We start from the raw sequence: 14767 nt of genomic DNA, 5'->3' as shown, positions 1-14767 counted from the left end.
GCATTTTTCCGCAGTTTTGGATGTCTTCCTTCGCCTTTTGGAGTGCGGCCTAATCCTTTTGCGCTTTGTGGCTCTGCTTAGGTGGCTGGGGATTTTAGCAAAATTTTAGCTAAGCTAACCTGCAAGGAGCCAGTGTGATCTCCACGGATAAGGACGATACCGATGCCCAGGACTGCATCACAGACCAGCCTTTTGCTCTATGCCCCGGTTCCGCTGTATCTCTTTGAGGGCTCTCTTTATATCGAAGGCCAGGCGGTCAATGGGCTGCAGCTTTGGGCCCGGTATTTTGACTGGGTCACGGTGATGATGCCGGTCAGCGCCGGTGCACCTCCGGCGGGCTGGGCTCCTTTGCACAGCTATCAGCAAGAGCTGTCGCGGATCCGCATCGAGCCCCTGCCCATGGCCAGTCACCCGGGTCAGTTCCTGCGGGTCCTGCCGCGTGCGTTACATCGAATAGGGAGGCTGATCGCAGAGGCGGATTATCTCAGCTTTGCAATTGGTGGCGGGGTTGGCGATTGGGGGGCGGTGTCCTGTCTGGTCGCGCATCACAGGCAGCGACCCTATGCGGTGTGGACGGATCGGGTGGACTCCAAAGTCATGCCACAGTCGCAAAAGCCCCCAAGGGACAAGGCGCCGGAGCAGCCCCCCTGGCGCAGTCGCCTGCAGGGGCGGCTGTATCATCGGCCCATGGCCTGGCTTGAAAAGGCCGCGATCCAGCGGGCCGATTTGGGGCTGTTCCACGGGGGCGAGACCTTTCAGGCCAATCAGGGGCTGTGCCGGAACTCACATCTGGTTCAAGATATTCACGTCGCTGAAGCGGATCACATCAGCGACAGCGCCCTGGTGAAAAAGGCCGCTGGTGTTGCGGGCAAACGCCCACTGCGGCTGATCTACACCGGCCAGGCAGAGGCCATGTCGGGGCCAACCGACTGGATCACGGTTCTGGAGCGTCTCAATGGGCTGGTCGTCGATTTCAACGCAACCTGGATTGGCGACGGTGCGGCCCTGCCACAGATGCACGCGCGTATTCAGCGGGCGGGACTGACCGAGTGTGTTGATTTCCCCGGTTTTGTCGAGGATCACGGGGCCGTGCTACAGGCTGTGCTGCAGGCCGATATCTTTATGTTTTGCCACAAGACAGCTGAAACGCCGCGCTGCCTGATCGAGGCTTTGACCTGTGGCACGCCAGTTCTGGGCTATGACTGCACCTCTGCGCGGGAGCTGATCTCGGGGCAGGGCGGTGATGGTCTGGTGCCCTGCGGCGACACCGCAGCTTTGGCGCAGCGGATCGCTGAGTTGGATGCGGATCGCGACAGGCTGGCGCGGCGCATGATAAATGCCCGCGCTGATGGGATGCCCTTTTGTGCTGCGCTGGCCTTTGCTCAACGCGCCGAGATTCTCCGACAGCATCTGCCAGTTGGTCGGCCCCTGCCGCCACATAGGCGCAGGCCGACCCTGGGGCAGGGCTGGGACGCGGCCCGAAACTGAGCGACACCCGAGCCGACGGCCCCGGCCAAGGCAGCAGTTTGCAGGTGCTGCTATTGGCGCCAGTTCAGCACCCGACGTTCAATCAATCCGATTGTGGCGCTCAGGGTGACCCCCAGCAGCGATAGGATGGTGACGCCGGCAAACAGGCGCTCCAGATCATAGAGCGAACCGGCCTCAAGGATATAGGCGCCGATGCCGTATTCCGCTCCCAGCATTTCGGCCGCAACCAGCAAGATGATGGCAATGGCCAGACTGATGCGGAGCCCAGACAGGATACCGGGCATGGCCCCAGGCAGCACAATCTTGCGTACGATCGACATCCACGACAGGTTAAAGCTCTGCCCCATGCGGATCAGGCTGCGGTCAACATTGTCCACCGCGCCATAGGTGGCCACCACCGTGGGGGTGAAGGTGCCAAAGGCGATCAGCGCGTATTTTGAGGCCTCATCAATGCCAAACCAGATCACAAACAGCGGCAAAAGCGCGATCTTGGGGATTGGGAACAGCGCTGCTGTCAGCGGCACCAATCCGGCGCGGACATAGGAAAACAACCCGATCAACACGCCGACCGCAACGCCCAGGCTGGCGCCAAGCAATGCGCCGATAAACAGTCGCGTCAAAGACACGCTCATATGTGCCCACAACAGCCCCGAGGCATAGAGCTCGCCAAAGGTTTTGAGCACATCACTGGGCAGCGGCAGGGTGAGCGATGAAATCCAGCCCTGACGGGTGCCGAGTTCCGCAACGGTCAGTAACAGGACAAAGACCAAGACACCGATCCAGCGATGATTGGCCGGGGCAAAGCCACCTCCGCGAAAGGTGACCTGACGGGCTTGCGGCTGGCTGGATTGCGGCTGGGGCAGGCTGGCTGTGTTGGGTTTGAGATCAGACATGAACCAGCTCCGCATCTGCCGCGCGGGCCTCTTCGCGCATCAATTGCCATAGGTATTTTTGTTTTTCTTCCAGGGCGCTGTCACCATAGTGACGTTGATCCAGCGGGGTCTCCAGATGCACCACTTCGCGGATCTCGCCAGGGCGGCGCGACATCACCACGATGGAGTGGCCCAGTCGCACGGCTTCGGCCAGGTTGTGGGTGACATAGACCGCCGTAAACGGCGTCCGGGTCCAGAGGCTGACCAGATCATCCATCAGCAATTCACGGGTCTGGCTGTCCAGCGCCGAGAGCGGTTCATCCATCAGCATCACCGCCGGGTTCACCGCCAGGGCGCGGGCAATGGCCACCCGTTGTTTCATCCCCCCCGAGAGCTGCTTGGGCAGGGCCTTGTGGAACTCGCTCAGCTTGGTGCGGGCCAGCACATCGGCAATGATCGCATCGGCGCGCGCGCCGCGAATGCCGTGATCCTCCAGCACCAAAGAGATATTACCCCGCACCGAGCGCCAAGGCAGCAGGGCAAAGTCCTGAAAGATGTAGGTGAGCGGGTTGAGGCAATCCTTGGGCGCAGCACCAATTTGCAGCACCTCGCCCCGGGTCGGCTGCTCTAAGCCGCCAATAAAGCGCAGGAGCGTGGACTTGCCGCAGCCAGAGGGGCCAACGATGCAGACAATCTTGCCCGAGGGGATCTCTAGCGAGATATCGCGGAGCACCTCAAAATCATCATAGGAATGGCTGACGCCAGAGAGGCGAATATCCATGCGGGAGCGCTCCAGAGGATGGGGATAAAACGATGTTCGGGGCGGGTTCAGATCCCGCCCCGAGAAAAATTTCACAGCCGGCTTTAGCCGAGTATCTGCACATAGCTGGGGTCAATGACGGTATCCAGGCTGATGCTCTGGTCGATCAGGCCTTCGGACTGGAACCAGCTCAGCTGGTCCTGCAGCGAGGTGGTGTTCATCGCTGCGCCCTCATTCAGGCGCATGGTGCCATTGATGATCGACTTGGCAGCTTTTTCACGAGGGCGATCCGCATAGACATATTTGTGGATCAGGTCGACCAGCTCTTCTACGCCCGCGTCGCCATGGGCCTTGTCGATCATGGTGCTGTTATAGTCGCTCACACCTTTGGAATAGCCGGCCAGGAAATCGCGGGTCATCTGCTGCTCGCCCGAGGCGTTTTGGGCTGAGGTAAAGACTGTGGTCACCTGATAGTTCGGCAGGTAGTCCGACACATTGCCAATGATATGCACCTTGCCAGACCCGGCCAGCGGCTTGGCCAGATGTGGCACGATGGACCAGGCGTCGATCTGGCCCGATTTCAGCGCGCCAATGATGGCGCCGACTTTTTGCAGCGGCTTGAACTTCAGTTCAATCCCTTCGGCCTGGGCCATCTTGGAGCCCATGTAGTGGAAGGAGGAGCCCGCAGTGGTGATGCCGTAGCTTTTGCCTGCCAGCTGTGCGGGGCTGGTCACACCTGCCTGATAGGCGGCATCGGAAACCAGGAACTTTTGCCCGTCAATGCCTGCCTCTTCGGACAGGGCGCCGCCGATCACCTTGACCGCGCCTTTGTCGGCCAGCGATACCAGACCGCCAGACATTGCTGTCACCGCGTAGTCCACATCACCAGAGGCAATGGCAACCGCCATTGGTGTCGCGGCCTGGAAGAACTTGAATTCCACGTCCAGGCCTGCTTCGGCAAAATAGCCGCGTTCAAAACCGATGAAGCTGCCAGAATGGCTGGTAAAGCGCAGCGCCCCGACGGTGATTTTGCGGTTTGAGGCCAGAGCCGGGCTTGCCAGTCCAGCAGCAGCGGCGCTGCCGCCGAGTAGTGCCAATGCCTTGCGGCGGGTAAATGTGGTCATGAGTGTTCCTCCCTAGTGAACAGTATTGGCCTGATCCTTATCCCTCAGGCCTGTATTTCCGTTGTGATGAGTCTCTCCAAACCGCCAAGCGCTGCTGGGGTGTCCCGGTCGAGCACAGCCCTGAGCAGTGATTGATGCTGCGCGGCTCGATCGGGAAAATCCAGACGCCCTTCGCGCAACAGCGCCAGCCGAAAGCGGCGGGACTGGTCGTAGAATTTTTGTTGCGTATCCAGCAGCCGGGGAGAGCCCGAGGCCTCGCAGAGGCTGTAGAAAAACGCGCGGCAGGCATTGTCCCACTCCAAGGCGGCAAGATCGCTGAGATCGCCTTGAACAACAGCTTCGCAGTGACGCATGGCATGATGCGCCGCCAGGACGCGCCCCTCCCAGGCGACATCCCCCAGCGCCATGGCTTTCTCCAGCGCCATCTTTTCAACCTGAATGCGCATGAACAGAATGTCCTGAAGGTCAGCCTCGGTGGCAGAGGTGACGCGGAACCCGCGCTGGGCGGTGGCCGCGACCAGGCCTTCGGCGCTGAGCAGCCGCAGGGTTTCGCGCATCGAATGATTGGACCCGCCATAGCGTTGCCGCAGGTCGTTCAGTTTCAGCTTTTCATCGGGTCTGAGCAGGCCAAAGGATATGTCGCGCCGCAACACCGAGGCCAGCATCGCCACCACCGTTTCATCCGCGTCTTGTCTTGAACCAAATAGCATTTGAACCCGATTTTCAAAAATGTTGGATATTTTTGCCGCAGCGGGCGCCCTGTGTCAATCGCCTGTATTTGCGTGGTACTTTCCTGCGCCTTTCTCAGGTGTTCCGCCCCCAGCCGCGTTGACCCTTCGTCGTGGCTCTGCCACTCATGGCGGGACCAAATGACGACCTGACTGCCTGACTACCTGACCCGGAGCCTGAATGACCCCCTTTCGCTTTCTTCACACCTCAGACCTGCATCTTGGCAAGCGGTTTGGTCAGATGCCCGAAGAGGTGCGTGCAGATTTGCAGCAGGCGCGTCAGAAGACAATTGCCACTCTGGCCACTCTGGCGCAGGAGCAGGGCGCGCAGCATATCTTGGTCGCGGGGGATATGTTTGATACCGAAACGCCCTCGGAACGGGTGCAGCGCCAGGCGCTGGCGGCGATGGGCGCGGCACCGGATCTGCAATGGTGGATCATTCCGGGCAACCACGACAGCGCGGCTGCAGAAACGCTTTGGGCCGGGATGGCACGGCATGCTGCAGAAAACACACATCTTTTGATGCAGCCCGAGCCGGTGCAGATGGCGCCGGGGGTGCATCTGTTGCCCGCGCCCTGCCGTCATCGCTTTGCCGGCCAGGACCTGACCGCCTGGATGGATGGCTGCGAGACCCCGGCGGGGGATCTGCGCATCGGTCTGGCCCATGGCGGGGTGCTTGATTTTGGCAGTGACGAGGCCGGCGGCGAGGTGATTTCGCCCAATCGCGCCAGTTCTGCCCGGCTTGATTATCTGGCGCTGGGCGATTGGCATGGCGCGTTTACCCTGAATGACCGCAGCCGCTACAGCGGCACGCCAGAGGCCGATCGCTTCAAACACGCCGGTTGGGGGCAGTGCCTGTTGGTCGAGCTGACCACGCCAGGTCAGCCGCCGACTGTCACCGCACAGGGAACCGGCGCCTACCACTGGCAGGAACAGCTGTTGCAGGTCACTCCGGCGAGCGATGTTGCCGCGCAACTGCAGGCCCTGTTGCCTGCCAGCCGTGCCGAGTGGCGCCTGCATCTGCTGCGGCTCAGGGCCGAGGGCTGGATTACTGCGCCGCAGCGCCTGGCCCTGGAACAGGCCGTGACGCAGGTCGCGCCTGAGTTCTGTCATTTCAGCCTGGAAACATCAGGGCTGCGCAGCGAATACCAGCTGTCTGATCTGGATCTGATTGCCACCAATGGGGCGCTGCGGGCCGCTGCCGAAGAGCTGATGCGCTCGGCAGAGGACACAGGCCAGGCGCAAAGCGCGCGTGATATCGCTTCGGCGGCTTTGAACCGGCTGTTCGCCTATGCACAGGAAGATGTTGCGACCGGGGAGGGGGGGGCATGAGGATCCGTGCCATCCGTCTGGAAAACGTCCGCCGTTTTACCGACCCGGTGGAGATCACTGGCATTGGCGCGGGGCTTAATGTGTTGGCCGCCCCCAATGAACAGGGGAAATCGACCATTTTTGACGCGCTGCATGCGGTCTTTTTCAAAGATGCCAAATCCTGGGACAAGGACATTCGCGCCTTGGCCCCGCGCGCCGGGGGAGAGCCTCGGGTTGAGGTGGAGATTGAACTGGACGGCAGCTGTTATCGCCTGGCCAAGCAGTTCCAAAAGACCTCGGGCAAGGGCGACCTGCGGATCTGGCAGGGGGCGCAGCTTTATCTGCAATCGGATGCGGCAGAGGCCTGGCTGCAAAACCTTATCAAATCCCCCAAAGAGGGCGGCCCCTCCGGGTTGCTCTGGGTGCGTCAGGGGTTGACCAATTTTGCCGACGCAAAGGAAACCCTGGCGGCGCGGCAGGATCTGATGTCGTCGGTCGCGGGGGAGGTGGATAGCATCACCGGCGGCCAGCGCATGGATGTGATCCGGCGCGATGTGCGACAGTCACTGGATCGGCTGGTGACTTCGCGCGGGGCAAAAAAAGGCGGCGCGCTGGACCAGGCGATGACCGAGGTTACTACGCTTGCGGCGCGCGAAGAAGAGCTCGCGGCCAAGGTGCACGAGCTGCGCGGGCAGCTTGACCAGCGCCAGGATCTGCGCCGCGAGCTGGCGGATCTGCAGGATCCCGAAGCACAGCAATCGCTGGAGACGCGTCTGCGCCAGTCTCAGCAAGAGCTGCAGGCCGCTGAGCACTATCAGGAAAAGCTGACCGTCGCAGAGCAGGCGCTGCGCAATGCCACCCTGGTGCTGGACAATCACAACAGCGCCTTGGCCGGGTTTCTGGCGCGTCGCCAGGACCGTGCCGAGGCCGAGCAGGCCCGCAGTGAGGCGGCGGAAACCCTGAAACGGATCTCCGACGTTCTCGACCCGGCCCATGCCGAGGCCCAGCAGGCGGAGCAGGTTTTGGCGGCGGCCAAGGCCAAAACCCAGGCGCTGGAAGCGCAACTGGCCCAGATGCAGCGGGCTGCACGCTTGGAGCAGGCTGCAGATCAGCGCCGTGCCTTGCAAAAGACGCTGGAGCAGGCCCGCGGTGTCATGCAGCAGGTTGCCGCGCTAAAGGAGCAGATGGGTCATGGCCCCGACAAGGCTGCGATGGAGCGGATCGAAACCGCCCGCGACGCCCTGGCTCTGGCGGATCAGGCGCAGCAGCTGGGGGCCTTTGCCCTCACAGTCACCTATGAGACGGGCCAGGAGGGGCGCTTGACGCTGGATGGGGTGCCGCTGGCTGGCGGTACTCGCATTCCCCTGCCAGAGGGGGGGCGCCTGGATGCGCCTGGTCTGGGCCGTATTGATCTGCACCCGGGCGATGGCGCTGGACGCGATCAACTGGATCAGGCGCAGCGGGCGCTGGCTGCGGCGTTGGAGGCGGCGCAGTGCGACAGTGTCGCGCTGGCCCGTGCGGCCCATCAGGCCCGCCAAGAAGCACGCATCCGGCTGGAAGAGGCCGAAGGCCAGCTGCAGGTTCTGGCGCCCGAAGGGGTGCTGGTACTGATGCAACACCTTGATGCTCTGCCGGTTGATACCTCCCCGGTAGAGGCGGGCATGCCGCAAACCGGGCCTGAGGATGAAAGCCTGGAGCAGCTGGAAACCAGGCTTGTTTCGCAGCGCACAGAACTGGACCGGGCAGCTGTTGCACTGGACCAGGCACGTCAAAGCGAAGCCCGTCACCGGTTGGATCTGGAAGGTGCGCGCGTCAGCCATCAGGCGGCGCTGCAACGGCTGGAGCGTGCCGAGGCTGCGCTGGCGGGACAAAGCGACACGCCGGAAAGGCTGGCGGAGTTGCAGCACCGTCAGGCGGAGTTGCAGCAGGATCTGGCGGCGCAACAAGCGCAGTATCTGGCCTTGCAGCAGGAGGCGCCGGACCTGGCCCCGGCGCGGGCCCGGGCTGCGCGGGCCAAATCCGAGCAGGCCGCGACCCGCGAGGCCATCCAGGCGCATCTGCGCGACCTTGCCGTTTTGGACAGCCGCATTGCCACCACCGCAGGCATGGCCGTCGAGGAGGAGCTGGCCGAGGTGCGGGATCAGCTTATTGCGGCGCAAAACCGGCTGGCGGCGGTGGAGTTTGAGGTTTCGGTGTTGCGGCGGCTTGACCAGGCGCTGGAACAGGCGCGCAGCGCCGCGCAAGAGGCCTATATCGGGCCAGTGCTGCAAGAGCTGCAACCGCTGTTGCGGCTGCTTTGGCCCGAGGCACGTCTGGGGCTTGATGCCGGGCAGGTCTTGCCGGATCAGCTGATGCGCGCCGGCCAGGAAGAGGCCTTCGACAGCCTGTCGGGAGGCACCCAGGAACAGATCGCCCTGCTGGTGCGCCTGGCCTTTGCGCGGCTGTTGGCACGCAAAGGCCAGGCGGCTCCGATCATTCTGGACGATGCGATTGTCTACACCGATGATGCCCGCATCGAGAAGATCTTTGATGCGCTGACCCTGCAGGCGGATGAGATGCAGATTCTGGTCTTTACCTGTCGGCAAAAAAGCTTTCGTGCCTTGGGCGGCACCCAGCTGAGTATTCGTCCGGTATCAGATTCTGTATAAGTTGCCAGCAGGGCTGACGGGGGAAGACAGGGGAGAGCAGGGGCAGAGCTAGTCGCGGATCTCTTCCGGCATCACGCCCCACAACTTACCCTTGGGCGCCCAGCCGCTGAAGCCGCCAACCGAGACTTCGCACCAGGCGGGCACGCATTTGCCCAGCCGTGCCACCACCCCGTATTCCAGCGCGGCGGTGACCGCTGACTGTTCATTGGCCTGGGCGTGCAGGGTCAGCATGTCTTCCTGGATCAGCACCGTTCGAGCTCCGGACAGCAAAGCGTAATGGACCCAGCCTCCGGCGCCATCCTGATCGCGCACGCGGCGCCAGTGACCAAACTCGGCGGTGATCTCCAGCGGCATGCCGCGGCGTTTGAACACCCAGTCGATGCGGTGGGTCAGAGAGGGGCCGCGGCGCACATTGCCCTCGGCGGCCTTCATGGAGACATAGCGCGGCAGCGGCAGATTGGTTACCGGGCCGCGTTCAGAGGCCGCAGCCATCGAGGTCAATGAGCCACAGCCCAACGCCAGACAGAGCGCCGCCACGAGGCCACGCTGATGCAAAAATGTTTTAATCACTGCCTGCTCACTTCTGCTCGTGGTTAAGCCTGCTAAATCTTGGTTCCGAAATCCTGGAGGCTTTCCTGCCTGAAAGGGCAAAAAGCTGCGTCACTTGTTCCGGTTCTGGCGGATCGGTTCTTGTGCCCGGTTCCGTCCTGCGCCACCATGCCATCAAGGCAGATGAAATGAAAAGCCAGGGGAGAGCAAAAGTGGCAAGAGAACGTCTGAGTGTTGTCGTAACGCGACGGTTGCCAGAGCCGGTAGAGACTCGGCTGAGCGAGCTGTTTGATGTTCAGTTGCGCAGCGATGATACGCCGATGAGCCGCCAGGAACTGGCCGCCGCGATGAAAGCGGCGGATGTGCTGGTGCCAACGGTCACGGATACCATTGATGCCGCCCTTCTGGGTCAGGCCGGCGATAAGCTGAAACTGATTGCAAACTATGGTGCAGGGGTCGATCACATTGATGTGGCCACGGCCCGTCAGCGCGGCATTCTGGTGTCCAATACGCCGGGTGTATTGACCGATGACACCGCCGATATGGCAATGGCTTTGATCATGGCGGTGGTGCGCCGTATCCCCGAAGGGCTTGCCGTGATGCAAAAGGGCGACTGGCAGGGCTGGGCGCCAACAGCGATGCTTGGGGGGCGTCTGGCAGGGCGGCGTCTGGGTATTCTGGGTATGGGTCAGATTGGTCAAGCTGTGGCGCGCCGGGCCCGCGCCTTTGGCATGCAGATCCACTATCACAACCGCCGTCGCCTGCGCCCCGAAATCGAGGCCGATCTGGAGGCCACCTATTGGGAAAGCCTGGATCAGATGGTGGCGCGCATGGATGTGATTTCGGTCAATTGCCCCTCGACGCCCTCGACCTTCCATCTGCTGAACGCCCGGCGGCTGAAGCTGATGAAACCCTCGGCGGTGGTGGTCAACACCTCACGCGGCGAGGTGATCGACGAACTGGCCTTGACGCGGATGCTGCGCAGTGACGAAATTGCCGGCGCCGGTCTGGATGTCTACGAAAAGGGCACCCGTATCAATCCAAGGTTGCGCGAGTTGCCAAATGTGGTACTTCTGCCGCATATGGGTTCTGCAACCCTGGAAGGCCGGATTGAGATGGGTGAAAAAGTCCTGTTGAATATCAAAACCTTCGAGGATGGGCACCGGCCACCGGATCAGGTTGTGCCTGCCATGTTGTAAGGGCCATCTGCATCTTTCGATTGTGAGGGCGTTCCATGAAATCTGTTCTACTGACTTGCCTTACCTTGTCGGGCCTAACCCTGTTTTCCGTCGGCGCTGTTGCGCAGGAGGCGGCGGATGCGGTTGCTCCTGAAGGGGCCAGTGCTGGCCCGGTCGCGGCCATTTCAGAAGCGGTTGCCGCCTCGCTTGCCACCAAGGCGGCCGGCGCGCCGGTTGAGGCACAAAACTGGATGATCGCAGCGGCCAATCCACATGCGGTTGAAGCGGGCGCTGCTATCTTGCGTCAGGGCGGCACCGCCGCAGATGCCATGGTAGCGGTACAGACCGTTTTAGGACTGGTCGAGCCGCAGTCTTCGGGGCTGGGGGGCGGTTCCTTTCTGGTCTGGTATGACGCCGAGTCGGGCGCAATCACCACGCTGGATGCGCGCGAAACAGCGCCTTTGGCGGCAACGCCACAGCTTTTCCAGGATGAAGCGGGCGAGCCGCTAAAGTTTTTTGACGCTGTTGTTGGCGGGCGATCCGTTGGCACCCCCGGCACCCCGGCCTTGCTGGAGGCGGCGCATCGCAAATGGGGGCAGGCCAATTGGGCCTCGCTGTTTGCGGCAGGCATTTCTTTGGCCGAAGAGGGCTTTGAGGTCTCGCCCCGTATGGCCGGGTCGATCGCGCGCGATGCGGACCGGCTGGGGCGTTTCCCTGCCACGGCTGACTATTTCCTGCCGGGGGGCACGCCGCTGGCCGCAGGGGACATCCTGACCAATACCGCCTATGCTGATGTGCTGCGCCGCCTTGCGGCTGAAGGTGCCCAGGGGTTTTATACCGGGCCTGTTGCAGCCGATATTGTGCGCACAGTGCAGGAGGCCGAGGGCAATCCTGGTGTTCTCTCGGCACTGGATCTGGCGCTGTATCAGGTGAAAGAGCGCCCTGCGAGCTGCGCCAGCTACCGCGTCTTTGAGGTCTGCGGCATGGGGCCGCCGTCTTCGGGGGCGCTGACCGTGGGGCAAATCCTGGGCATGTTGGGCGGCTATGATCTGGCGGCACTGGGGGCTGAAAATCCACAATCCTGGCGGTTGATCGGCGATGCATCACGGCTCGCCTTTGCGGATCGTGGACGCTACATGGCGGATAGCGATTATGTGCCGGTTCCGGCCAAGGGTCTGGTCGACCCTGATTATCTGGCCAGCCGGGCGGCGCTGCTGGCAAGCGATACGGCCCTGGCCGAAGTGGCCCCGGGCAAGCCAGAGTTTGATCATGCCGGATTGGCACCGCTTTGGGCTGATGATGCCTCGATCGAGTTCCCTTCGACCTCGCATCTGGTGATTGTCGATCAATATGGCAATGTGCTGTCGATGACCACGACCATTGAAAATGGCTTTGGCTCCCGCTTGATGAGCAATGGTTTCCTGCTCAACAACGAACTGACCGATTTCTCCTTTCGCAGCCATCGCGACGGGGTTCCCATCGCCAATCGGTTGGAGCCGGGCAAACGGCCACGGTCTTCTATGGCGCCGACCATTGTGATGAAAGAGGGCACGCCTGTTCTGGCGATTGGCTCTCCCGGTGGCAGCCGCATTATCGGCTATGTGGCAACGGCCATCGTGGCCTGGGCTGATTGGGGCATGGATGTGCAGCAGGCGCTGAGCCTGCCGCATGCGGTGAACCGGTTTGGCACCTATGATCTGGAGGCAGACACTGGCGCAGCGGATCTGGAGCCGCGCCTGACCGAGATGGGTTATAAGGTCAATATCCGCGATCTGAACTCGGGCCTGCATGCCATTGAAATTGGTGAAACCCTGAAAGGCGGCGCCGACCCGCGCCGCGAGGGCATTGCGCTGGGGCAATAGCGGGATGTAACCTGGCCCAAGGGCTGGGCCAGCATGCAGAGAATAAGGGGTGCGGCAATGTCTTGTCTGCACCCCTTTTTTACATCATAAGAGGCGCACGTGTTGTCATGACAACACGAGGGCGAGGACAGCGGCGACATCATACCGCCGGGGAAAGGAAGAGGATCACACCATGGTGCAAGCAACAGCATTGCCACGTAATGAAGCCGGCATCGAGGCTGCCATCAGCGTCTTGAAACAGCAGTTCGGAAAGCAGCTGCAGACCGGTCAGGCGATCCGCGAGCAGCATGGCCATACGACCACCTGGATCACCAATCAGGCCCCTGATGCGGTGGTCTTTCCAACCTCCACCGCCGAGGTCGCCGCCATAGTCAAAACCTGCGCCAAATATGGCGTGCCGGTCATTCCTTTTGGCACTGGCACCTCGCTGGAAGGGCATGTCAACGCGCCCGCCGGTGGGATCTGTGTCGACATGATGCGGATGGATCAGATTCTGGCGGTCCATGCCGAGGATCTGGATGTGGTGGTGCAGCCCGGTGTCACCCGTGAACAGCTCAATACTTTTCTGCGCGACCAGGGGTTGTTCTTCCCGATTGACCCCGGTGCCAATGCCTCGCTTGGTGGCATGGCCGCGACCCGGGCCTCGGGCACCAATGCGGTGCGTTATGGCACCATGAAGGATAATGTTCTGGCCCTGGAAGTGGTGATGGCGGATGGCGAGGTGATCCGCACCGCGCAACGGGCCAAGAAGTCTTCGGCGGGCTATGACTTGACGCGGCTGATGGTCGGTTCCGAAGGGACGCTGGGCCTGATGACCGAAATCACCCTGCGCCTGCAGGGCATCCCCGAGGCGATCCGCTCGGCGCGCTGTTCGTTCCGCACCGTGGATGACGCCTGTCGCGCCGTGATGATGACCATTCAATACGGCATTCCCATTGCTCGTATGGAACTGCTCGACGAGATGAGCGTTGCGGCTGCCAACAGCTATTCCAAGCTCTCGCTGCCGGAAACACCGCTGCTGCTGCTGGAATTCCACGGCTCGGATGCCTCTGTGGTGGAACAGAGCGAGACTTTTGCAGCCATTGCGGATGAGTTTGGCGGTTTTGATATCGAGGCCACGTCCTCGGCAGAGGAGCGCAACAAGCTGTGGCAGGCGCGCCATGACATGTATTGGGCCTGCATGCAGATCCGCCCCGGTGCCAAGGGAATTTCCACCGATGTCTGTGTGCCGATTTCAAAACTGGCCGAATGTGTCGGTGCCACCCAGCAAAAGGCCGAAGATCTGGGGCTAGTTGCCCCTATCGTTGGCCATGTGGGCGATGGCAATTTCCACTCCTTGGTCTTGGTGGACATGGAAAGTGCAGAGGAGCGCCAGAAGGCTGACGAATTTATCAGCTGGCTGAATGACCTGGCGATCTCGCTGGATGGGACCTGCACCGGCGAACACGGGATAGGTCAGGGCAAACGCCCCTATCTGCAAAAAGAACTGGGGGCCGCAACCCGCTATATGGCGGCGATCAAGGCCGCGCTGGATCCGGACGATATCCTCAATCCTGGTAAAATCCTCGCCGATAAGGGCTGAGGATAAGATCCTTCCCATGCCATGCTCCCATGCCCTGCTTGCGGGGGGCATGGCATGGGAATGTCATAATTTGCCCCAACTTCCCCTGTATTCTCGCCCTGAGAGTCCGGTTTTGGTTCGGGAGTGAGTAGATGAGTTTACGAAAAACCTTGGGGATACTTGTATTTAGCACCCAGGCGGTTGTTGCAGTAGACTACAATATGCAAAGCCAGAAAGCCGGGCTGGGGCCGGGTGAGCTGAGCATGAAAGATTATGCGGCCATCGTGCAAAAGCGCTATAAGACCGAGCCGGCTGATCGCATTGCAACGGAAGGCCAGCGAGATGGGCTTTGGCAAAAGGCCACAGGCCTTGGCTTTGAAACTGGCCTTGGCTCTGCAATCGGCGCGCGCCTTTCTGGTGGTGATGATGTGGCAGAAGCGGATGTTGCGGCGCAGGAGCAGGTGCCTGCCAGTGTCTGTATTCGCCGCGGGACCGCCTTGAACTGTCAGTAGTCTGGATCACCGGGCCAGGACCCGGCATGACAGCGGACATGGGCTAGGCAGGGACTATTGCTCGGAACCGGGGACGGTTGGCGCCAAAAGGTCGGTTTTGACTATATTTGCGTCGGATGGATTTAGACCGGTTTCACGGGCTTTGGGCATAACCAATGCAGAAACCGAGTCAC

General features: G+C 61.5%; 12 protein-coding genes. 7 read left to right on the top strand and 5 right to left on the bottom strand.

The genetic code is table 11. The annotated features are described in order from the left end of the window. The first annotated feature begins 162 nt into the window (after positions 1–162). On the top strand, positions 163–1488 hold the full coding sequence (locus tag ARCT_RS0117210) for a glycosyltransferase (protein ID WP_027241187.1): 1326 nt from the start codon (positions 163–165) through the stop codon (positions 1486–1488). A gap of 50 nt (positions 1489–1538) precedes the next feature. On the opposite strand, the gene ARCT_RS0117205 is transcribed toward ARCT_RS0117210, so the two are convergent. The 4 genes from ARCT_RS0117205 to ARCT_RS0117190 all read right to left on the bottom strand — a co-directional run bounded on the left by ARCT_RS0117205 (position 1539) and on the right by ARCT_RS0117190 (position 4954). Next, entirely contained in the window at positions 1539–2381 is an 843-nt protein-coding gene (locus ARCT_RS0117205; RefSeq protein ID WP_027241186.1) for an ABC transporter permease, read from the bottom strand. Further along, entirely contained in the window at positions 2374–3141 is a 768-nt protein-coding gene (locus tag ARCT_RS0117200; protein ID WP_027241185.1) for an ABC transporter ATP-binding protein, read from the bottom strand. Before ARCT_RS0117200 ends, ARCT_RS0117205 begins: the two co-directional genes overlap by 8 nt. 83 nt (positions 3142–3224) lie before the next feature. Next, positions 3225–4244 carry an ABC transporter substrate-binding protein gene (locus ARCT_RS0117195; protein WP_027241184.1) on the bottom strand — a complete coding sequence of 340 codons (1020 nt, stop codon included), beginning with the start codon at positions 4242–4244 and terminating at the stop codon, positions 3225–3227. 44 nt (positions 4245–4288) lie between these two features. Further along, positions 4289–4954 (bottom strand): FCD domain-containing protein, encoded by a 666-nt coding sequence (locus ARCT_RS0117190; protein WP_027241183.1) that lies wholly within the window; start codon positions 4952–4954, stop codon positions 4289–4291. Between the two features lie 199 nt (positions 4955–5153). Here ARCT_RS0117190 and ARCT_RS0117185 point away from each other — a divergent pair, with 199 nt between their 5' ends. Further along, positions 5154–6305, top strand: a complete 1152-nt coding sequence (locus tag ARCT_RS0117185; RefSeq protein WP_027241182.1) for a metallophosphoesterase family protein — start codon at positions 5154–5156, stop codon at positions 6303–6305. Beyond that, entirely contained in the window at positions 6302–8932 is a 2631-nt protein-coding gene (locus tag ARCT_RS0117180) for an AAA family ATPase (protein ID WP_027241181.1), read from the top strand. Before ARCT_RS0117185 ends, ARCT_RS0117180 begins: the two co-directional genes overlap by 4 nt. Positions 8933–8980: 48 nt before the next feature. Here the strand turns inward: ARCT_RS0117180 and ARCT_RS0117175 are convergent, their stop codons facing one another. Then, the gene (locus ARCT_RS0117175; protein WP_154665457.1) at positions 8981–9424 is read right to left on the bottom strand and encodes an SH3 domain-containing protein; all 444 of its coding nucleotides are present in this window, start codon (positions 9422–9424) and stop codon (positions 8981–8983) included. Between the two features lie 269 nt (positions 9425–9693). Here ARCT_RS0117175 and ARCT_RS0117170 point away from each other — a divergent pair, with 269 nt between their 5' ends. From ARCT_RS0117170 to ARCT_RS0117155, 4 genes are all read left to right on the top strand, one after another. Next, the gene (locus ARCT_RS0117170) at positions 9694–10680 is read left to right on the top strand and encodes a 2-hydroxyacid dehydrogenase (protein ID WP_027241179.1); all 987 of its coding nucleotides are present in this window, start codon (positions 9694–9696) and stop codon (positions 10678–10680) included. A 35-nt stretch (positions 10681–10715) separates the two neighbouring features. Then, entirely contained in the window at positions 10716–12521 is a 1806-nt protein-coding gene (gene ggt / locus ARCT_RS0117165) for a gamma-glutamyltransferase (RefSeq protein WP_027241178.1), read from the top strand. 172 nt (positions 12522–12693) lie between these two features. Then, positions 12694–14103 (top strand): FAD-binding oxidoreductase, encoded by a 1410-nt coding sequence (locus tag ARCT_RS0117160; RefSeq protein WP_027241177.1) that lies wholly within the window; start codon positions 12694–12696, stop codon positions 14101–14103. 131 nt (positions 14104–14234) lie between these two features. Continuing rightward, complete coding sequence (locus ARCT_RS0117155) at positions 14235–14594, top strand: hypothetical protein (RefSeq protein ID WP_154665385.1); 360 nt, start codon at positions 14235–14237, stop codon at positions 14592–14594. Positions 14595–14767 lie beyond the last annotated feature (173 nt).

Source organism: Pseudophaeobacter arcticus DSM 23566, from assembly GCF_000473205.1.
In the GTDB taxonomy this organism is placed as follows: Bacteria; Pseudomonadota; Alphaproteobacteria; order Rhodobacterales; family Rhodobacteraceae; genus Pseudophaeobacter; species Pseudophaeobacter arcticus.
This window is presented reverse-complemented; position numbering and strand designations above follow the sequence as displayed.